Source organism: Novosphingobium sp., from assembly GCF_049240505.1.
Classification (GTDB): Bacteria; Pseudomonadota; Alphaproteobacteria; order Sphingomonadales; family Sphingomonadaceae; genus Novosphingobium.
Genome location: NZ_JBMLSM010000016.1, coordinates 1 through 20,782, shown reverse-complemented (window position 1 = coordinate 20,782; position 20,782 = coordinate 1). Strand labels below are relative to the sequence as shown.

The window sequence follows — 20,782 nt, the reverse complement described above, 5'->3', positions numbered from 1 at the left end:
TAACGGTGGTCGGTTGTCAGCGCACGGATTTGACCTGAGCAGCGGTCACCCTGTCGCGGTATTTGTTGCCGAAATGCGTGCGGACGTAGTTGACCACATCGGCCACCTGATCGTCGGTCATCATGCGGCCCACGCCGGGCATTCCGTGGAGGCCTTTCAACACCACGAACACGGCATAATCGCCGGATGCGAGGTTCGGGTTTGCGGCGAGCGCGGGATACGTGCCTGCGCCATTTGCGCCACGCGCATCGGACATATGGCACCCCGCACAGACGCGGCGGTAAAGCCGTTCGCCATCGGGTTCACTGAACTGGCGGGCATTGACGAAAGCGCCGTCGGCATCTCCCGGTTGCAGAAAAGCGGACGCTGCCGGGCCTGATGCTTCTGCCGCCGACTGGGCCAGAGCGTTTGCCGCGATGCTGCCCAACGCAAAGGCGGCAGTTGCATTCAGGATGACGGTTCCGCGTTTCATCACTACTTTCCCCTTATCCGGCCAAAACGCGCTGGTGCAGCCGCCCGATGGCATCGAGCGCCGAGGTGATCGCGCCTTCCTGCCATGCGGGAATGTACGAGGCGTGTTCGCCAGCCAGCAGGATGCGGCCATCTATCTGGCACAGGTTCTTGTAATGCTCGGCGCGGGCTTCATCGCTCCAGTTGCCGAAGCAGCCCTGGGTCCACGGCACGCGATGCCAGCCGACCGCGACGCCGCTGATGAATTCTTGCCTGTATTGCGGGTGGATGCGGCTGCCCCATTCGACCGCGCGGGCCACGCGCTCTGCCGGAGGGAGCGAGGTGAATTCATAGGCGAATGCGCCAAAGCCATAGGCGCCGAGCAGCGTGGCGGGGCCGGGGGTGCCATAATTGGTGCTGGGATAGCTGATCTGGCCGATGGGCAGATCGGTCATCGTGATGCCGCCGTAGATATGTTCGTCCTGCTCCCAGAAGCGGCGTTTGAATTCGAGGCCGACCTTGAGCGAGGCTTCATAGGGCACGGCACCAATGGCGGCGGCCATATCGTTGCCCACATTCATTTCGATCTGGCTGAGGATCGACAGCGGGATGGTGCAGAGGCACCAGTCGGCGCGGGCGGTGGCTTTTGCGCCTGTTCTGGTATCCACATAGGCGGCGGTGACGCCGGTTTCATCCTGCGTGATCTGCGTGACCTTGGCGTTGAGGTGGACGGAATCGCCCACTTTCCTTACAAAGGCGCGGGGGACCATATCCATGCCGCCCACGGGCTGAAAAATGGCGGTATGGTGGGTGGAACCCATGCTGTCGGAAATGTGATTCCACAGGCCGGACCGCAGGACGGATTCGAAGGTCAGCGGCTGGGAGGCGATGGGTTCTGCCGAAAGGCCGCCGCCCGGCCCCTTCGCCCAGCCGCGCCGTTCGCTTGATGGTTTGCCTGCGACATAGCGGTAGTCCTTGTCGAGCGCGCCAAGGTCGCGGAGCGCTTCGAGCAGGATTTCGCCGTCTTCCTTGGTCACCGTGTCGGCCAGAGCGTCTTTCTTCACCGCCTTTGCCAGGAGTTCGCTGACATGGCCGAGGAAGTCTGCCTGAATGTGGCGGTAGCGCTGCGGGGTGCCGCCGAAGGCCTTGGTCGAATGGACATAGGCGTTGTAATTCAACTGCATGAACGGTTCGAGCGCGACGCCGAGTTCATGGCAGTAGTGCATGATCGCATAGTGATTGTGCGGAATGCGCCACGGGCCGGGGTTGATATAGTTGCCGGACGAAAATGTGCAGGTTTGCGTTGCGCCGCCGAGTTCGGTGAATGTGTCTCCGCCGCGCAGGGTCCATGACCGGCCGCCCACGCGATCATTGTATTCCAGAACCTGCACCGAATACCCGGCGCGGCGCAGTTCATAAGCGGCAGTGAGGCCTGCCAGCCCTGCGCCGAGAATCAGCACGGAGGCGCCCTTCGATCCGCCATCGAGGCGGGGCACGCCCTTGAATGGAGATGCCTGCGCCTGACCGAGGCTGGTCATGGCGAGATACATGGCCGATGCCCCACCCGCCTTGCCGATCAGGGCGAGCAGATCGCGCTTGCTGACCTGAAGCGCTGAATCGAATGGCATCGATGTGTCCCCGCGCAGCGCGGCTCTGGTGCATTTGCTGCAGTGCAGCGTTGTCGGATGGTTCCCGCGCCTTGAGCATACGTCGTTTGACGCATTCGGACCGGCGAGGCGGCGCCCGGTCCGGTCGATCTAGCCAATCCGTGCATTGGTTCATCGCGCGTTTGGTTTGGACCCGAAGCGACGCGCAGCCTAATTCCGGGGCAGCCGAAAGTCTGCGCTTTGCCGCAGTGGAGAGGAGCTTCGAATGGATCCCGTCACAATGGCACGCCGGCTTGGCGAAGGCCTGCTGTCATTCCCCGTAACGCCGTTTGCTGATGACGGTGCGGTCAATATCCCCGCGTTCCAGGATCATTGCGACTGGATGCTGCGCCACGATCTGTCAGGCCTGTTTGCCGCTGGCGGGACGGGCGAGTTCTTCTCGCTGACGCCTGAGGAAGTGGTCGATGTGGTGCGCGCCGCCGTGGACGTGCGCAAGGCGGGCGTGCCGGTGATTTCGGGCTGCGGTTATGGCACTGCCATCGCCACCGGAATTGCGCGGGGTGCGGAGAAAGCGGGAGCAGACGGCATTCTGCTGCTGCCGCCTTACCTCGTCGGGTCGAAGCAGGAAGGCCTTGCCGCGCATGTGGAGGCGGTGTGCCGGTCCACCGGGCTGGGCGTGATCGTCTATAATCGCGACAACGCGATCCTTGATGACGATACGCTGGAAGGCCTGTGCGAGCGCAATCCCAACCTTGTGGGATACAAGGATGGCGTGGGCGATATCGAGCTGATGCAGCGCATCTATAACCGCATGGGCGACCGGCTGACCTATATCGGCGGGCTGCCCACGGCAGAGACGTTTGCCACGCCTTATCTGACGATGGGGGTGACGACATATTCTTCCGCCATCTTCAACTTCATGCCGGAATGGGCGCTGGCGTTCTATCACGCGGTGCGCGCTGGCAATCATGCCGAAGTGCAGAAGCAACTGCGCGATTTCGTGCTGCCATACATCACGCTGCGCAATCGCGGGCGGGGCTATGCGGTGTCGATCGTGAAGGCGGGATGCCGCGTGATCGGGCGCGATGTGGGGCCGGTGCGGTCACCGCTGACCGATCTGAGCGAGGCCGAGCACGCCGAACTGCGCGCGCTGGTGGAGAAGGTTTCGGCAGGCTCTCTCGCGGTGGCCGAGTAAATGGGTTAGCAACGGAGATGATGTTCGAACTGAGCCAGCTCCGTTGCTTTGTCGCCGCTGCCGAGGAACTCCACTTCGGCAGGGCGGCGAAGCGCCTTAACATGACGCAATCGCCGCTGAGCAGGCAGATCCAGCTGCTCGAACGCATTCTGGACGTGACCCTGCTGGAGCGAACCAGCCGCAATGTGGCGCTGACGCCTGCGGGGCGGGTATTCCTGATCGAAGCGCAGCGGATCGTGCGGCTGGCAGAGAACGCGGCGCTTGCTGCCCGGCGCGTGGCGCGTGGCGATGCGGGCAAGGTTTCCATCGGGTTCACCGCTGTTTCCGGCTATTCGCTGGTGCCGGGGATCGTGGCGCAGGCGCGCACGGCACTGCCGAACATAGACCTTGAACTGCATGAGATGGTATCGCGCGAACAGACCGAGGCGCTGATGACCGGGCTGGTGGACATCGCGTTCATGCGCCCGCCCATCGTGCGCAACGAATTCGAGACGGCGCTGGCATTGTCAGAGCCGCTGGTCGTTGCCCTGCCCGATGGCGATCCGCGTGGCGACAAGGAAGAACTGACCCTGACCGATCTGCAGGACGTGCCGCTGGCGATGTATTCCCGCAAGGGCGCGGGATATTTCCACGACATGCTGATGCGCTTTTTCGATGAGGCCGCGCTCAGTCCGGTGGTGGTGCAGCATGTTACGCAAATCCATTCGATGCTGGGACTGGTGCGCGCAGGCGTGGCGGCGGCGATCGTTCCGCGTTCGGCGGTGGACCTCCATCCCGATGCCGTGCGGTTTCGACGGCTGGTGACCACGCCCGAAGCGCCGGTGGAACTGTTCATGGCGTGGAAGCGCGGCAATCCCAATCCCGCGCTGGACGCGGTGCGCCGCCTGTGCCTTGATTGCCTGGCGCACTAGGTTTGCACTTGTGAACGCAACCGATCCTGTTGCCGTGACGCGGCATGGCCGGGTGCGGGGCCTGCGCGAGGGTGGGGTGCTGGTGTTTCGCGGCGTCCGTTATGGCGCGGACACGCAGACGACCCGCTTTGCCCGCGCAGCCTTGCCTGCGCCTTGGCAGGACATTGCCCCGGCCACAGCCTATGGCGCGGCGGCTCCACAGACCCACGCAGACGAGCCTGTCAGCGAGGACTGCCTTTTCCTCAACGTCTGGACCCCGGCGCTGGACAATGCACGTCGCCCGGTGATGGTCTATCTGCACGGCGGCGCGCACGCGCATGGTTCCGGCTCCGACACGTTATATGATGGCGGCAATCTGGTGCGCCGTGGCGATGTGGTGGTGCTGACGCTGAACCACCGGCTTGCCGGGTTCGGCTATGGCTATTTCGCAGGAGTGGGCGGGCCTGAGGAATCGGGCAACGTCGGCAATCTTGATATCTGCATGGCGCTGCGCTGGGTGCGGGACAACATCGTGGCGTTCGGCGGCGATCCGGGGCGGGTGATGATCTTCGGCCAATCTGGTGGCGGGGCCAAAGTGGTTTCGCTGATGGCGATGGAAGAGGCGCGACCGCTGTTTCATTCGGCTGCGACGATGAGCGGCCAGCATGTGACCGCCATCGGCCCGATGAACGCGCGACGCCGCGCCGCTGCGTGGATGACAGCGGCGGGTGCGGAGAGCTTCGCATCGCTTCGCGAGATGCCGATGGAGCGGCTGGTCGAGGCGATGGGCGCCACCGATCCGATCGAAGGCAAGGGCGAGATCAGCTTTGCATCCACGCTCGACCATCGCGCGCTGAAGCGGCACCCGTTTCATCCCGATGCCCCGTCCGAAGCGGCGCACATTCCCCTGATCATCGGCAACACGCATGACGAGACGGGGTACTGGCTCGCACCGATCCTGAAGGCCGGGGATACCGATTGGGACAATCTCGAGGCGCGGGTGGCGCGGCAGATCGTCAAGGACGCGGACCCGGCGTGGTTGGTGGCGCAGTATCGCGTGCTTTATCCAGACCGGTCGGCAGGGCAACTGCTGCTGGCGATGTCTACTGCGGCACGATCATGGTCGGGCCATCTGGTGCAGGCCGAAGCGCGGGCGCGGCAGAATGGGCCGACATGGATGTACCAGCTCGATTATCCCTCGCCCGAAGCGGGCGGGGTGCTGGGGGCGTTCCACACGCTGGATATCGGGCTGGTCTTTGCCAACACGCATTTGCTCGCAGCGCGCACCGGAAACACGCCCGACGCCGCGAGGCTGGCGGGGGAAATGGCGGATGCCTTTATCCGGCTGGCGCGGGCGGGCGATCCGAACGGCGGGACGTTGCCGCATTGGCCGCGCTTTACGCTGGAACAGCGGGCGACGATGATTTTTGACAGGACCGTGCGCGTGGAAAACGACCCGCGCGGGGCGGAGCGCAGGTTGCTGGCCCCGATCCCCTATATCAAGCCCGGTGGCTGAGCTTTACTGGTCCCACGGGAAGGCAAGCGTGGGGCGGGCAGCATAGCGCGTCATTTCCAGTGCCAGTTCGCTGCCACAGCCGGGCGCAAGCTGGATGGCAAAGGCCTTGCCGCCCACTTCGCGGCGAACGCCACCGCTGTGCACCGCATCTATGCGATGCTCGCCATAGGCACCGCCCTGAACCACCACTTCGCGCGGGAATGTGCCAGTGTTTATCAGCGTGACGCTGGTTTCGCGGTCCGACATGGCCGTGACCAGCGCGGCTATGCCTTCGGGAATGCCTGCGCGTTTGCGCACCGGATCGAAATAGCGCAGGCGGCAGTGCAGGGGTACGCCACCCTGTGGCGGGCTGGTGCGTGACCATGTGGGGCGGGCGATATGAAGACCGCCGGTCATGGTCTGCACCAGGGCTTTTGCGCTGGCGGGGTTGAAGTCCAGCGTCCAGTCCGCCAGCCGGGTTTCGGGCGTTGAGGTATCGGCACGCATGGTGGCGACGCGCGCATCAAGGCGTTGGCGGTCGGCCAGCAATGCACGTTCGGCGTAGTCGGGATCACGGCCTTCGAGGAAAGCGATCCACGGATCGTCGCCTGCGATGGCGCGGTCTTCAGGTGCCTGCGTGGCGTACCAGATCTCGAAAGCGCTGGTGCGATAGGGGCCGGGCTTCCAGCCATGCCAGCCTTGCGGGCCGTGCATCGTTGGCGTTGAGAACGTGCCGTCCACCATGCGTCCGGCATCGTTGATGATCGCGGTCTGCTTTCGCCACAGGCGCATGAATTCCATATCACCGCTGAGCAGCAGCGCGTTGTAGAACGCGGTGATCGAGCGGGGCACGCGGTTGCGGTGTTCGCGTTCGCCCGTTTGCGGCACCACGGGGGAGAAGTTCCAGCCATAGGTGCCGCCCCACCAGTCTGGCGCGATAGTGCCATCCAGCGCGATCTTGCTGGGCAGAATGCCGCCGTTCGCGCGCATCCGGTCTGCCCATGCGCCGAAGTAATCGAGCGTCCATGTGCGGAATCGCTCCCCCAAACCCAGCGCATAGGCATTGAGGCCGAGCGTGGTGGCCTGAAGGTTCAGCGGATTGTCGCCGACAACGTCGGTATATTCGGCGTAATGGGCAAGGAACTGGCTGTAGTCGTCCTCACCATGTTCAAGGTGAAAGCGCGAGGCATCGAAAGGATCGCCTGCCCAGTCCAGCGGTGTCGCCTTGCGCAGCATGGGGCCACGGCTGCCATTGAGCAGGCTGCGGATGACACGGGCTTGCGGATCATAGTTGCCGACAGAGCGATCATGCCCGGTGTAAAGATCAGCAAAAGTGCGGGTGCGGGCAGTAAGGCGCGGGTCTGAAGGCGCGCTGAGGCCCATGACGTTGAAGGTGGTCAGGCCTTCGGCGTTGTGCTGCCAGTCCATCTGGACCGGGAAATCGCGGTGGTACATGCCCTGCCGCGCGATGGGCACTTCGCTGGTGCGGGCGGTGGCGTATTGGCGCAGGTGCCCTTCCCAGAAACGCTGCGACAGGTCGAGCAGGCGGTCCGACGCCCCGAGGGCGTGGAGCAGAACCCAGTCGTTGGTGAATTCGGCCGCATCGTCAGGCCCATCATTCGCGCCCCAGCGCACGAAGCAGCGCAGCGCGTCGTTCTGATCGACATAGCGGGCATAATAGGCCTCGCACGCTTCGGCATGGGCGGCGAGAAGATCGCGCTGCAGGGCTGCCCAGCGTGGGGTGGACATGGGCGTATCGATCATCAGCGGCGCTGCTGGCAGGCCGTGCGGACGGGCGGGGAGAGGCGCGCAACCGCTGGCGGCAAATGTGGTCAGGCCGATGAGGGCAGCGCGCCGGTCAATCCTCACGCCGCCAGCTCCAGCCTGCGGATCGGGCCGACGACAACGGTGTAGGCAAGGATCGTGAGAACGCAGTGCAGGGCAACAAACGCCAGCGCGAGGTCGAACGATCCGGTTGCCGCGACGATATAGCCAACGACGATGGGCGTGACGATGCCTGCCGTGTTACCGAACATGTTGAACACGCCACCCGAAAGCCCGGCAAGCTGGCGCGGCGCGACATCGGCCATGACGGCCCAGCCGAGCGAGGCTACGCCCTTGCCGAAGAAAGCCAGCGACATCAGCAGGATGACCAGCCATTCGGCATCGACCCACACGCATCCGAGGATGAGCGTGGCCAGCGTCATGCCCAGCACCAGCGGCACCTTGCGGGCGCGATCGATGCTGCCGGTGCGGGCAAGGATGCGGTCGGACACGATGCCGCCGGCCAGTCCGCCGATGAAGCCGCAGACCGCAGGGACTGCGGCGGCAAAGCCCGCCTCCATGATGTTAAGCCCGCGTTCCTTGACCAGATAGATCGGGAACCAGGTGACGAAGAAATAGGTCAGCACATTGATGCAGTACTGGCCAAGATAGATGCCCAGCATCATGCGGTTGGCCAGCAGTTGCCGCACGTTGTGCCATGTGAATGTTGGCTGTGCAGCGGCAGTGGAGGGGCGCTCCATGGCGATTTCGCCGCCGCCTTCGCGGATGAGATCAAGCTCTGCCTGATTGATGGACGGGTGCCGGTCAGGCCCGTGGATGAACGCCATGAAAATTGCGGCGGCGGCGATCCCCAGCACGCCCATCACCCAGAATACCGCGCGCCAGTGGAAGGTGTGGACCAGCCAGCCCATCAGCGGCGCGAAGGCTACCAGCGAGAAGTATTGCGCGGAATTGAAGATGGCCGATGCGGTGCCGCGTTCGCGTGCCGGAAACCAGGCGGCCACAAGCCGCGCGTTGCCGGGGAACGAAGGAGCCTCTGCCAATCCGACGAGGAAGCGCATGACAAACAGCGTGGTGACCGCAGCCAAGCCGGGAATCCAGCCGACGAACCCCTGCAACGCGGTGCAGAGCGACCAGAAGGTAATGGCGGCGACATAGACCCGCTTTGTCCCGAAGCGATCAAGCAGTGCGCCGCCCGGCACCTGTGCCAGCACATAAGCCCATGCGAACGCGGACAGGATGAAGCCGGTCTGCACTGCGCTGAGGCCGAGTTCGGTGGAAGCGGCTTCTCCAGCGATGGAGAACGTTGCGCGATCGGCATAGTTCAGCGAGGTGATCAGGAAGATCAGGGCGATGATCTGAAAGCGAATCCGGGTAGGGCGCGTGGCAGTTCCGCTGGGCGCTGGTTCGCTGGGCATCGTCTTCTCCGGGTGATCGTTATCGCGGCCCCTCATCCGATGCGGCCCACCCAGTGTTTCTGGGCTTTGCGCGCACTTGCCGGAGGCTGTCCACGCTGTGGTAGCCAAAGCGGCATTGCCGGTCCAAGTCCAATTCCGCAGGGATTGAGCCAAGGACCGCATTGATCGCGCAGCAGGTGCGGGTATCGGACGTGGTGGTGAGTGGCCGCTCGGCAGTGAGTGGCCGCGATCGGTGCAAGTTGCGCAATGATCCATGCGCGATTGAGGTTGGCCTTGGGCAAGGCACCGTCGCTATCCAAAGATCGCTCCGGCAAACATGACCGGGAATGATTTGGTCGGCACGCGGCTTCGCGACGGCCAGGTATGAGGGGATACGAAATGGCACTTTTCGATCTGCGCGCAGCACGGGCTGCGCTGGCTTGTTCATCGGCTCTGGCGTCTTTGACCGCCGTCCCCGCGATTGCCCAGGATGCCGCGCAATCGGTGGCGGATGAGGCGGCACCGCCCGAATCGGCAATCATCGTGACCGGTTTCCGCGAAAGCCTTTCCAGTGCGCTGGGCCTGAAGAAGAACGAGACGGCGGCGATCGACGCGATCAAGGCCGAGGACATTGCCGAGTTCCCCGACCTCAACCTTGCGGAATCGCTGCAGCGTATTCCCGGCGTGGCGATCAGCCGCGTGAACGGCGAAGGGCGCAATATCTCGGTGCGCGGCCTTGGCCCTGAATATACCCGCGTCCGCATCAACGGCATGGAAGCCATCGGCACCACCGGCGGCACCGACAATTCGGGCGGCGTGAACCGTGGTCGCGGTTTTGACTTCAACATCTTTTCGTCAGACCTGTTCAACAGCCTTGCCGTGCGCAAGACGGCGTCGGCCGATGTCGAGGAAGGTTCGCTGGGGGCGACGGTCGATCTGACGATTGCGCGGCCCTTCGACTTCCGCAAGCCGACGGTCAGCATCTCGGCGCAGGGCAGCTACAATGACCTGTCACGCAAGGTGACGCCGCGCATCTCAACGCTGGCAACAACCACCAACGATGCAGGCACGTTCGGCGTGCTCATGTCGATCTCCTATGAAGAGCGCCGCATCAAGGAAGAGGGCGCGAACATCACGCGCTGGACCTATGGCGGGTTCAACGGCGGTTTCAATGCGGCATCCACCCTGCCGGGCAAGACCATTGCCCAGATCAATGACAGCAATGCGACCGGTAACGGCCTGTTCCACCCGCGCATTCCGGGCCTGGTTTCCTATGACATCAACCAGAAGCGCCTTGGTGCGGCCTTGGCCGTGCAGATGCGCCCTGCCGAAAGCACGCTGATCTCGATCGACGGGCTGTATTCGCGGCTTGATGGCACGCGCGCCGAAGCGCAGCTTCAGGCGATCAGCTTCTCGCGATCAGGTTCGGGCAAGCCGCAGACGATCATTCGTGACGGCGTGGTCGATGCCGATAACAACATCGTCAGCGGCCGGTTCGACAATGTGGACCTGCGTTCGCAGGCGCGGTTCGACAAGCTGGTGACCGATTTCTATGAAGTAACCGGCAATCTTGAGCAGGAACTGGGCGAAAGCCTCAAGTTCACAGGCCTTGTCGGCTATTCGAAGTCCGCGTTCCGCAATCCGGTGCAGACGACCGTGACCATCGATGCGGTCAACACGCAGAACTTCCAGTACGATTTCTCCAGTCGTTTCCCCGCCATCGTGCCGGGCGTTGACGTGACGTCACCCGCCAGCTTCGGCTTCGTCAACGGCACATCCGAAGTGCGCATTCGCCCGCAGACGGTGGACAATTCCTTCACCACGGCAAAGGGTGCGCTGGAATGGAAGGCCAGCGATATCCTGACGTTCAAGGGCGGGGTCGACTGGCGCCGGTTCAGCTACAATTCCACCGAACAGCGCCGCATTCAGGGCGAGACGCGGGTCAATTCGCTTACCGCATCGCAGCTTGCGGCGGGCACGCAACTGTTCAGCGGCTTCGGACGCGGGCTGAATCTGCCGCAGGGGACGCCGACCGGATGGGTGGTGCCGAACCTCGACTACTTTGCCAACAATTATGGCATCTACAGCGACCCGGTTTACCAGACCGGTGGCGTGGAAAACGCCACGGCGCGCGGATCGTACATCACGGTGACCGAGAAGGATCTGGGCGCGTGGGCGATGACCGCGTTCAACATGGCCGACGCGGGGCTGCCGCTGCGCGGTGATGTGGGCCTGCGCTATGTCAACACGAAGCAGTTCTCGACCGGCTATGCCAGCCAGGGTGCGAGCATCAATTTCGTGACCGCAGAACGCAGCTACGATCGCTGGTTGCCATCGGCCAATCTGGTGTTCGACGTGACCCCGCAACTGCTGGTGCGCCTTGCCGCTGCCAAGACGCTGGCCCGCGCGGGCATCGCCTCGCTTTCGCCCGGTGGCAATCTGAACGTTTCGGGCGGCAACCGCAGCTTCAGTTCGGGCAACCCTGACCTGAAGCCCACGGAATCGACCAACCTCGATTTCGCGGTGGAATGGTATCCGGCGAAGGGCGCGATCTATTCGGTGGCGTTGTTCCAGAAAGACATCGGCACCTTTGTGCAGACGCTGGCGGTGACAGTGCCCTTCGCGGCGCTGGGCCTGCCGGATTCGCTGCTGGCTGGCACAACCGCCAGCCCGACCGATGATTTCATCGTCAGCCGTCCGGTCAATTCCAATGGCGGCAAGCTGCAGGGCTTCGAGGTCAACGTCCAGCAGCCCTTCAGCTTCCTGCCGGGCGTGCTGGCGAACTTTGGCGCGCTGGCAAACTACACCTATGTAAAGTCGGATATCGAATATCTCACTTCGGCAAACGGGCAGTCTTCGGTCACGGCGCCGTTGCTCGGCCTGTCGAAGAATGCAGCCAACCTCACGCTCTATTACGAGGACAGCAAGTTCTCGGTGCGTGGTTCGGTGGCCTATCGTTCGAAGTATCTGACCGCCGTTCCGGGCACCGAAGGCAATGCCTTCAACGGCACGAACAGCACGACCAACCTTGATGCGCAGATGTCCTATGCGATCACCGACAATCTCAAGGTCAGCCTTGAGGCGATCAACCTGCTCGATACCAAGAACGACCAGTTCGTGGACGAAACCAACCGCTTGAACGTGCTGACCCACAGCGGCCGCCAGTTCAACCTTGGGGCCAAGTTCACGTTCTGATTTGACGCTGCTCCCTGCCCGGTCCGCCTTGCTACGCGGACCGGGCCTTTTTCATTTGAGGCGAATTGACGATGGCCGCTGCTGACGCTCCCCTGTTCTCGATCGATGCAGCCAGTGGAGAGCGCTTTGGCGATCCTTTGCCCATCGACGGTCCGGCAGAAGTGGCCGCTGCTTGTGCCGCTGCGGAGGCGGCCTTCGACCCTTTCCGCATGGCCGATCACGAAGTGCGCGCCAGCCTGCTCGAAAGGATTGGTGACGAGCTTGTGGCCATTGGCGACGAACTTATCGAAACCGCGATGCGCGAAAGCGGCTTGCCCCGCGCACGGCTGGAAGGCGAGCGTGGGCGCACGGTGGGCCAGTTGCGCCTGTTTGCCGACGTGGTGCGCAAGGGCGATTGGCTGGAGCGCCGCATCGATCCGGCCTTGCCCGATCGCCAGCCTCTGCCACGCCCTGACTTGCGGATGCGGATGATCCCGCTGGGACCAGTGGCGGTGTTCGGCGCATCGAACTTCCCGCTCGCCTTCTCTACCGCAGGGGGAGATACCGCATCGGCGCTGGCGGCGGGGTGCCCGGTTGTGGTCAAGGCGCACCCTGCACACCCACGCACCGCCCTGCTGGCGGCTGACGCCATCCGGCGTGCGGTTGCCGCGTCGGGTCTTCCAGCGGGCGTTTTCGGGCAGGTTCAGGGGCCATCGCCAGAACTGGGCGCAGCGCTGGTGCGTGACCCGCGCATCGCGGCTGTGGGTTTTACCGGATCGCGCGGCGGTGGACTGGCGCTGGCGCGCATCGCGCAGGAACGCCCGGTGCCGATCCCTGTCTATGCCGAAATGTCGAGCATCAATCCGGTCGTGCTTTTGCCGCACGCGCTGCAATCGCGCGCAGCGGCAATCGGGCAGGGATTTGCGCAGTCACTGACGATTGGGGCAGGGCAGTTCTGCACCAATCCGGGGCTTGTGCTTGGCGTGGCGGGTGAAGGACTTGATGCGTTCTGCGCGGCTGCGGGCGCGGCGATCAGCGAAGTTTCTGCGCAGGTCATGCTGACGGATGGCATCCGCGATGCTTATGATCGGCATACCACCGCCTTGGTACAAGCTGAGGGCGTTGCCCTTGCCGCGAACGGTGCAGCATGTGCCGAGGAACGCAAGGCCAGCAGCATGATGCTTCGCACCAGTGCCGCGACTTTCCTTGCCAATCCGCGCCTGCATGAAGAGGTGTTCGGCCCGGCGGGGCTGGTGGTCGCCTGTGCGGATGCAGATGAACTTGCCGCCGTTCTGCGCAGCCTTGAAGGGCAACTTACTGCAACGCTGCAGATGGCCGATGAAGATCTGCCCGCTGCCAAAACCCTGTTGCCCATCTTGGAGCACAAGGTTGGCCGGATCCTTGTGAATGGCTGGCCCACCGGTGTCGAAGTGTGTGATGCGATGGTGCATGGTGGCCCGTTCCCGGCAACCACCGATGCGCGCACGACATCGGTAGGCAGCCTTGCCATCGACCGTTTCCTGCGCCCCGTCTGCTACCAGAATTTTCCGCAAGGCCTCCTGCCGGATGACCTTGCGGGGTAAGGGCTGACGCTCAGTGGTTTGATATGTGCGTGCCGAGATGGCGGCCCGCAATATAGCCGAAGGTAAGGCCGGGGCCGAGCGTCCCGCCCGCGCCGCCATAGGCTTCACCGAGAACGGCGGCCATTGCATTGCCTGCCGCGTAAAGACCGGGGATGGGGTTGCCGTTCCAATCGACGACCTGGCCATCGGCATTGGTTTTCGGCCCGCCTGCGGTGCCAAGAGCGCCTGCCTCCATCTTGACGGCATAGAACGGTCCCTGATCGATCAGGCCCAGCGTGCGGTAAGGCGGTTCGAAGTCGGTATCGCCCCACATGTAATAGTTGTCGTAAGTGTTCTCGCCGCGATGGAAATCCTCGTCCCGGCCATTGCGCACCATCTGGTTGAAGCGGTCCACCGTGGCGACCAGACCGACGGCATCGATCCCGGCCATCGCAGCCAGTTCCTCAAGCGTATCGGCCTGCATCATGTAGGACGGGATGGGCGATCCCGGTGTTGATGTGAAGGTGGGATACTTGTCCTTGTAGCGCTGGTCGATCACCAGCCAGTAGGGCAGGTTGGCATAGGTGTGCGTGCCTGCATCGAAGGCGTGAAGCGCCTTGCCCATAGCGTGATAGTTTGCCGCTTCATTGACGAAGCGCTTGCCCGCGCGGTTGACCAGGATCGCGCCGGGGCGGGCGCGTTCGTCCGATCCCAGCATGTAGTTGGGCTTGGCCGCACGGTGCTGTGGTTTCATTTCCAGCACGCTCTGCTGCCAGAAGGCGTTCTGCATGTTGCCGAGTTGTGCGCCGGCCTCAATGGCCATGAGCAGACCGTCACCTTCGTTTTCCGGCACACTTACCGGGCCGGTAAGAGGGCCGCGCAGGAAGGTCTTGACCAGCATCTCGTTCCATTCGAACCCGCCCGTGGCGATCACCACGCCGCGCCGGGCACGCACGCGAAAATCCTTGCCGCTGGCGTCTTCGGCTATGACGCCGATGATCCGATCGCCGTCCTTCACCAGCTTGCGGGCGCGTTTCTCGAACTCAACCGTAATGTCGCGTTCGATCAGGCCAAGGAACAGCGCGCCAGCCAGTGCCTGACCCAACCCGCGATAATCGCCGCGTTCGCGTTCAGCCAAGGTCGCCTCGTCGAGCGAACCCTGAATCGCTTCCATCAGGCTGCCGCGAACAGGGTAGGCCATCTTGGTGGGATTGACGCGGCCCGCCCATTTGCCCAGCCGTTCGAACGAGAAGGCGTCATTGTCGAGCGAGCGCCCGCCATCGGGCTTCGCGCCGGGCATATAGGGCTGATAATCCGGGAAATCGGCAAAGGCGTGGAAGCGGACAGGGGTCTTCTCTTCAAGGAAGCGGACCATTTCCGGGCCGTTTTCCATGAAAGCCCACAGTGTTTCGGGATCGAGCGCGCCGGGGGACAGGGAATCGAGATAGGCCACGATATCTTCGTCGCTGTCGTCGATCCCGGCTTCGGTCTGGTGATGGTTCTTCGGAATCCACAGCATTCCGCCCGACATCGCGGTTGTACCCCCGACCATGCCGCTCTTTTCAAGGATCACCACCTCCTTCGCGTCGAAATCGTGCGCGGCGATGGCAGCTGTCATCGCCGCGCCACCTGATCCGAGCACGACCACATCCATTTCGAGATCCCAGTTCTGGTCCTCAGCCATCGGTCAACCCTCTCTTGTTCTTTGTGCCAGCGGCGTGACAGTCGTTCAGTTGCGCGATGCCAGCGGATGTGCAGGCGAAAGGTCTGCGCTGAAATTCATCGGTCCTTTAGTATCGTCGACAGTGCGTTCCACCCGTTCGGCAAGGTTCAGCAGATAAGTGAGGCGGACAAAGCGCCATTCGCCATCGCGGCACTCGGCGTCGAACAGATACCGCCCCCAGAAGGTGTCATCGATGCCGGGGGCCGGGTCTGCCGTGCGGCAGGTAATCAGGCTTCCCGCATCGACGCGCGCCTTTTCACCATTGATGCGGATCACCGGCAGGCCGAACAGGTGCAGGCGGCGGGCATAGGGTTCTTCCAGCGCCGCCACGAAATCGCGGTATGCGGCCAGATCGCCCTTGAACATGCCGAAATCGAACTGTGCATCGGGCCAGAAGACGTGATCCAGCCTGTCCCAGTCTACCCAATCCATCAGCGCGGCATATTCCGCCACCAGATCCTGCAAGGCTGCGCGGGTGGCGAGCCGTTCGTGCGTTGCATCAGCCATGACGCGCAGCCTGCCAATCAGCCAGAGTGGAGACGCGATCATCGAGCCGGACCAGTGTCTTGCCCGTCGTCTGGCCAGACATCAGGCGGATGAACGATTCAGGCGCGGCTTCAAGCCCTGTCGCCACATTCTCGGTTGCCACCAGTTTCCCATTACGCACCCAGTCGGCCAGCGCAGTTTCCGCTTCGTGCAGCATGTCTGCGGCTTCATAGGCAAGGAAGCCGCGCATGGTGATGCGGTTGACCAGAACCTGCCAGATGTTGCGCAGCTTATAGGGATCGGTCTGGTTGTTGTAATTGGCGATCATGCCGCACACCGGGATGCGCCCGAAGGCTTTCATGCGCGGCAACACGGCATCGAGCGTGGCCCCGCCAACATTGTCGAAATACAGATCGATACCATTGGGGAAATGACGATCAATTTCATCCTCAAGGCTGGCGCAATCGCGATAGTTGATCGCGGCATCCATGCCCAGGACATCGGTGACGATGCGCGCCTTGTCATCCGAGCTGACCGTGCCGACCACGCGGCAGCCGGAAAGTTTGGCAATCTGGCCGCCGACCGATCCCACCGCGCCTGCTGCCGCGCTCATCAGAACTTCGTCGCCCTCGCGCATTTCGCCATAGCGTTTGAGGCCGACGTAAGCGGTGATGCCCGACCAGCCGCACGCGCCCATATAGGCGGTGAGCGGAAGGTCTGTGGCAACGTTCACGTTTTCAAAGCCCACGCTGCCCGGCGCGATGACGGAATGGGTTTCCCAGCCGATGAAGGCGCGGCCATAATCGCCTTCGCGGAAATCGGGATTGCGTGATGCCACCACACGGCCCAACACCATTGTGGGGATCAACCCGCCGATCTGGACCGGCGGCAGATAGCTTTTCACATCATCGAGCATTCCGCGGACGGCGGGATCGATTGCAAAGATGCGGTTCTCCAGCAGAACCTGTCCCTCTTCCAGATCGGGAAGAGGCACTTCCTCAACGCGGAAGTTTTCCGCCACCGGCAGCCCAGTGGGGCGCGATTGCAAAACGATGCGGCGGTTCATCATGGCCATGAGGGTTCTCCCGGAATGCTTTTTCTTGTTGTGCCTCAGTCGGTGAAGGCGCGCTCGTTGGACGCATCGAACTTGCGCACGGCAATCTCGATACGGTCGGCCCAGCCGCCCAGCACTGCGCCGATTGCGGGGAGGGCAAGGTGGGTATTCAGCGCGTCCTGATCGCGCCAGCGTTCGTAGACGAGAATGGACCCGGCGGCGTGATCGTCGATGGCGAAGTGATAATCGAGGCAGCCGTCCTCCTGCAGGGTATCGGCCACAAGCGAGCGCAACGCGGCGTAGAGTTCATCGACGTTGGCGGGGCTGGTCTTGAGGTGTCCGGCAAGAATGATCATGGCTGTGTGTCTCCATCGGGCGCATTTCGCAGCGCGGGCGGGGGAAGGGTGCCTTCGGAAAGGTAGTAGTCCACCCATTTGTGGAAGTACTGGTTGCCCGGCTCGTTACGCCCGAACGTGATGTGCCCATCGGGCATGGCTTCCAGCCCTTGCTGCACGCGCAGGCCCATGTGATAATCCTCGCGCTCCACCACATCGAAGAAGAAGTCGCACATCTCGTCCAGCGTCTTGAGTGCCGCTTCGTCAGCCGGAGCGCGGGGGAAGATGTAGTTCATCACGGTGACGTTGCTTCCGGGCGTGGACCCCGGAAAAAGCTGCGCGACCTGGCACATCTCAGGCGCCAGAAACATCGCGAAGTTGGGAAACAGCATACGGATGAAATCGTAGTTCAGGTTCTCGCGCAGGCCCCATTCATCCCGCGGGATATCGCGCAGTTCAACAATGCGGTGCTGCGGATAGGCCAGCCGGATGTGCGGGCCGAATGCCTCATAATAGGCGCGGTTCGAAGGCGTGCGCGGGGTTACCGTTTCGGGATGCGCGGCCTGAAAGTGATAGCCTTCGAGATAGCCGTCATAGGCGACTTTCCAGTTGGCCCCGGTCATGCTGCGCGACTTGTGAAAATACCACGTTTCCAGCTTCAACGCGGCCAGATCGTCGAGCATTCCACCAAGGAATTCGCGCACGTCGATAGCGATGCCGGGCGTCAGGATCACGAAGATCATGCCCGCAACTTCTTCGCACGGCAGTTCCTGCAGGCCGAGCTGCTGTTTGTCTACCGGGCCGAATGTGCTGGCCTCGGCAACGCCGATCAGCCTGCCGTCACTGCCATAGGTCCAGCCGTGATATGGGCATGAAAAGCGCGAGCAGGAGCCGGAACCTTCGTCCACCAGCTTCATCGCACGGTGACGACATACGTTGAGGAAGGCTCGCACGCGGCCATCCGTCCCGCGCGATATCAGCACGGGGATGCCCAGCGGCTCCATCGCCTTGTAATCGCCATTGCCGGGCAGTTCGATGCTCAACGCGAGCATCAGTGGCAGGCGCTTGAAGATAAGGTCGATTTCGCGCTGCCACTGGTCGGCATCGAGATAGGCCCGCGCCGGCACCTGCATTGTGGCGCCCGTCTGATCGGTGGTCCGCTGTTCGACGAATTCGAGCAGCTTCTCGGCCACGTTGCCGTAGGCCTCACGCATAGTCGTCATCGCATCCTCCCGCGCCGGAGAACCGCAAGGTGCCGCCGGTTTCCCGGCGGCGGCATGTCACCAGGCGGGGCCGTCACCTTCGGGCACGGCGGGGCCGGTCAGCCAATTGCCGGTGATGCCGATCTTGATGGTGCTGCCCTTGTCCACTTCGGTGCCCGCATCGGGCGTGACGAACATGATGCGATTGGGTGCCCAGACCGATCCGATGATTTCCTCTTCATCGCCTGACAGGACAAGCCCCACCGCATCGCACATTTCGCGAGCACGTTCGCGGGTCTGGCCACGCACTTCGGGGACATAGGCCTTGGCCGGATCGGCATGGATCTGCAGCACGCGGGCAGATTCGCGCGCGGCTTCCTCGGCGGCGAGCTTCTCGTCGAACTCTGGCCCGTGATAGTCGATTTCCCAATCGAACGAGATCATGTTGTCGAGGATGTCAGGCAGAAACGGGGTCATCCGCAAGTGCGACCAGTGCGACATGTAGCGGTCCATCGCTTCGTAGCTGTCGATGTCGCAGCAGTTGGCGAAATCGAAATCGCCCGAATGGTAGCGGGTTTTCACACACAGGCCGTGGCTGTAATCGCGCACTTCGCGGTTGAGGTGCGACAATTTCTTCACCTCGGTCAGGAAGGTGTCGATCTTGTCCTGCGGGGCGTCCTTCTTGAACTTGATCATGACCACATGGCGGATCATCTTGTCTCTCCCTCGGGCTTGTGGCGCCTCGGCTTTGTGCCGGAAGCTGCGTGCCTGATGAGAGGGAGGCTAACCCGTAGCCTTTGATATGACGCCTGTCATATTAAGCAGGTGGGCGCGATTTTATTCCGCAAGGCCAAGCGATTCGAGTTCGGCGCTGAGCACTTCCCGAATGCGATGGGGTGGCCAGTCATCCGGTGCGAAGCAGGCTTCAAGGCCGATCCCGGCAATTGCGGCAATAAGCCGCCGCGCTGCCAGATCAATCTGAGCCTCGTCTTCCAGTCCTGCGGATCGTGCGATCATCTCGCGATAGAGGGCAAGGCTCAATTCAGCAGCGCGCCGCCGTTCCTCGAAATAGGCAGGGTCCAGATGCGCGCGCGCCCAGAACGCAAGCCAAACCCGCCAGTTGCGTTGCGCCTCAGCGCCGATGGGCAGGATCGTCTCGAAACAGGCAGGCAGGGCTGCACCAGATTCGCGCATGGACTGGATACGCGCGGTCGCTCGCTGGTTGGCCACCTGATAGACGGTGAACAGCAGTTCGTTCTTGTTGCCGAAGTAGTGCGAAACGATCGAGGTGCTGCATCCCGCCGCCGCCGCGATCTCGCGAAATGTCAGTGCTTCGATGCCCCGGTCGGCCACGAGTTCGAATGCCATTGCGACCACTTCGGCGCGACGTTCTTCCCGGTTGACGATTATTGGCATGAATTAGACCTGATCGCATCGCCTTGGTCCCGCAACGGGCCAACGGGCTGAACGATTGAAGTGGTCGGGGAGATAGGATTCGAACCTACGACCCTCTGGTCCCAAACCAGATGCGCTACCAGGCTGCGCTACTCCCCGACACCCGGAGGCCCCTAGGCCGATGCGGGCGGCGGGGCAAGGGGGATTGTTTGCATTGCGTGATCTTTGAAAGCCCTCTTGCGGTTCAGGTCAAAATTAGAGTATTCATTCTTATATGGATCAAGGCAGGCGGTGCTGCGGGTCCGGGGAGAATGTGACCTATGCAGGACAGTCAGCGCAGTGGCTGGAGTCGGCGTGATTTCATGGGGGCAGCGGCATTGGTGGCGCTTGCCCTTGGCCTGCCCACAGCAGCTGTTGCCTTTACCGAACTGGACGACAAGGACGCCCCGACACCTCGTCAGCGCGCGTTGATGAAGGAGGTGAGCCAGCTCGTCATTCCGCGCTCGGCAACCCCCGGCGCAGGCGATGTTGGGGCGGGAGACTTTGCGATTCTCGCACTGGCGCATGGGTTGGAAAACAGCCGCAAGCCGGTGAAGGATGCGGCAGCCTATGCCCGTTTTCTGCGCAACGATGGTTCGGTGCGCCATGTGGCATGGCTGGAACGCGAACTCGATCTGGGCGCGGGCGGGGATTTTCTTGGTGCCGATGGTGCGCGCCGCGCTGCGTTGTTGAGCGCGCTTGATGCGGAGGCCTTTGCCAGCAGGGAAAGTGAAAGCCCGTGGAAGGCGATCAAGGCGCTGATCGTGACCGGGTATTACACCAGCGAACCGGGTGGGTCGGAAGAATTGCGTTACGAGGCAGTGCCCGGACGCTTTGATCCCGATCTGCCGTTGAAGCCCGGCGACCGGGCCATTTCCAACGACTGGACCGCCGTCGATTTCGGCTGACACGCATCGGCTGACGCACAGGGGAAATGAACATGCAATTCGACGCAATCGTGGTCGGCTCCGGGATCACCGGCGGCTGGGCGGC

The 20,782-nt window shown here is 62.8% G+C and carries 17 protein-coding genes and 1 tRNA gene; 6 read left to right on the top strand and 12 right to left on the bottom strand.

Annotation, left to right across the window (positions count from 1 at the left end; genetic code table 11):
- Window positions 1–16: 16 nt before the first annotated feature.
- The gene (locus ACOVQ0_RS01770; protein ID WP_421879412.1) at window positions 17–472 is read right to left on the bottom strand and encodes a c-type cytochrome; all 456 of its coding nucleotides are present in this window, start codon (window positions 470–472) and stop codon (window positions 17–19) included.
- 13 nt (window positions 473–485) lie between these two features.
- A complete protein-coding gene (locus tag ACOVQ0_RS01765; RefSeq protein WP_421879410.1) occupies window positions 486–2,078 on the bottom strand; it encodes an NAD(P)/FAD-dependent oxidoreductase in 1,593 nt (530 codons plus the stop codon).
- Window positions 2,079–2,322: 244 nt separating this feature from the next.
- Here ACOVQ0_RS01765 and kdgD point away from each other — a divergent pair, with 244 nt between their 5' ends.
- From kdgD to ACOVQ0_RS01750, 3 genes are read left to right on the top strand one after another with little or no spacing between them, the layout of a single operon-like run.
- Window positions 2,323–3,252, top strand: coding sequence for a 5-dehydro-4-deoxyglucarate dehydratase (gene kdgD / locus ACOVQ0_RS01760; protein ID WP_421879407.1), 930 nt, complete (start codon window positions 2,323–2,325; stop codon window positions 3,250–3,252).
- Between the two features lie 17 nt (window positions 3,253–3,269).
- On the top strand, window positions 3,270–4,163 hold the full coding sequence (locus tag ACOVQ0_RS01755; RefSeq protein WP_421879404.1) for a LysR substrate-binding domain-containing protein: 894 nt from the start codon (window positions 3,270–3,272) through the stop codon (window positions 4,161–4,163).
- 10 nt (window positions 4,164–4,173) lie between these two features.
- The gene (locus ACOVQ0_RS01750; protein WP_421879401.1) at window positions 4,174–5,658 is read left to right on the top strand and encodes a carboxylesterase/lipase family protein; all 1,485 of its coding nucleotides are present in this window, start codon (window positions 4,174–4,176) and stop codon (window positions 5,656–5,658) included.
- Between the two features lie 3 nt (window positions 5,659–5,661).
- On the opposite strand, the gene ACOVQ0_RS01745 is transcribed toward ACOVQ0_RS01750, so the two are convergent.
- Entirely contained in the window at window positions 5,662–7,506 is a 1,845-nt protein-coding gene (locus ACOVQ0_RS01745) for a hypothetical protein (protein WP_421879398.1), read from the bottom strand.
- Window positions 7,503–8,840: an MFS transporter gene (locus tag ACOVQ0_RS01740; RefSeq protein ID WP_421879395.1), complete on the bottom strand. Its 1,338-nt coding sequence runs from the start codon at window positions 8,838–8,840 to the stop codon at window positions 7,503–7,505. Before ACOVQ0_RS01740 ends, ACOVQ0_RS01745 begins: the two co-directional genes overlap by 4 nt.
- 378 nt (window positions 8,841–9,218) lie before the next feature.
- On the opposite strand from ACOVQ0_RS01740, the gene ACOVQ0_RS01735 reads away from it, so the two are divergent.
- Together ACOVQ0_RS01735 and ACOVQ0_RS01730 are read left to right on the top strand one after the other, a co-directional pair.
- Entirely contained in the window at window positions 9,219–12,014 is a 2,796-nt protein-coding gene (locus ACOVQ0_RS01735) for a TonB-dependent receptor (protein ID WP_421879392.1), read from the top strand.
- Between the two features lie 71 nt (window positions 12,015–12,085).
- Window positions 12,086–13,576 carry an aldehyde dehydrogenase (NADP(+)) gene (locus ACOVQ0_RS01730; protein WP_421879389.1) on the top strand — a complete coding sequence of 497 codons (1,491 nt, stop codon included), beginning with the start codon at window positions 12,086–12,088 and terminating at the stop codon, window positions 13,574–13,576.
- 10 nt (window positions 13,577–13,586) lie between these two features.
- Here ACOVQ0_RS01730 and ACOVQ0_RS01725 read toward each other — a convergent pair whose 3' ends face one another.
- The 8 genes from ACOVQ0_RS01725 to ACOVQ0_RS01690 form a co-directional block, all read right to left on the bottom strand.
- Window positions 13,587–15,239: an FAD-dependent oxidoreductase gene (locus ACOVQ0_RS01725; protein ID WP_421879386.1), complete on the bottom strand. Its 1,653-nt coding sequence runs from the start codon at window positions 15,237–15,239 to the stop codon at window positions 13,587–13,589.
- Between the two features lie 45 nt (window positions 15,240–15,284).
- A complete protein-coding gene (locus tag ACOVQ0_RS01720) occupies window positions 15,285–15,785 on the bottom strand; it encodes a nuclear transport factor 2 family protein (protein ID WP_421879384.1) in 501 nt (166 codons plus the stop codon).
- The gene (locus tag ACOVQ0_RS01715) at window positions 15,778–16,839 is read right to left on the bottom strand and encodes an NADP-dependent oxidoreductase (RefSeq protein WP_421879382.1); all 1,062 of its coding nucleotides are present in this window, start codon (window positions 16,837–16,839) and stop codon (window positions 15,778–15,780) included. Before ACOVQ0_RS01715 ends, ACOVQ0_RS01720 begins: the two co-directional genes overlap by 8 nt.
- A 35-nt stretch (window positions 16,840–16,874) precedes the next feature.
- Complete coding sequence (locus ACOVQ0_RS01710) at window positions 16,875–17,174, bottom strand: putative quinol monooxygenase (RefSeq protein WP_421879379.1); 300 nt, start codon at window positions 17,172–17,174, stop codon at window positions 16,875–16,877.
- Window positions 17,171–18,376 (bottom strand): aromatic ring-hydroxylating oxygenase subunit alpha, encoded by a 1,206-nt coding sequence (locus ACOVQ0_RS01705; RefSeq protein ID WP_421879376.1) that lies wholly within the window; start codon window positions 18,374–18,376, stop codon window positions 17,171–17,173. The genes ACOVQ0_RS01710 and ACOVQ0_RS01705 overlap by 4 nt, the downstream gene beginning before the upstream one ends.
- 57 nt (window positions 18,377–18,433) lie before the next feature.
- Window positions 18,434–19,069 carry a Dabb family protein gene (locus ACOVQ0_RS01700; RefSeq protein ID WP_421879373.1) on the bottom strand — a complete coding sequence of 212 codons (636 nt, stop codon included), beginning with the start codon at window positions 19,067–19,069 and terminating at the stop codon, window positions 18,434–18,436.
- 123 nt (window positions 19,070–19,192) lie between these two features.
- The gene (locus ACOVQ0_RS01695; protein WP_421879370.1) at window positions 19,193–19,771 is read right to left on the bottom strand and encodes a TetR/AcrR family transcriptional regulator; all 579 of its coding nucleotides are present in this window, start codon (window positions 19,769–19,771) and stop codon (window positions 19,193–19,195) included.
- A gap of 61 nt (window positions 19,772–19,832) precedes the next feature.
- A tRNA-Pro gene (locus ACOVQ0_RS01690) sits at window positions 19,833–19,909 on the bottom strand.
- A gap of 161 nt (window positions 19,910–20,070) precedes the next feature.
- Here ACOVQ0_RS01690 and ACOVQ0_RS01685 point away from each other — a divergent pair.
- On the top strand, window positions 20,071–20,697 hold the full coding sequence (locus ACOVQ0_RS01685; protein WP_421879367.1) for a gluconate 2-dehydrogenase subunit 3 family protein: 627 nt from the start codon (window positions 20,071–20,073) through the stop codon (window positions 20,695–20,697).
- Window positions 20,698–20,782: the final 85 nt, after the last annotated feature.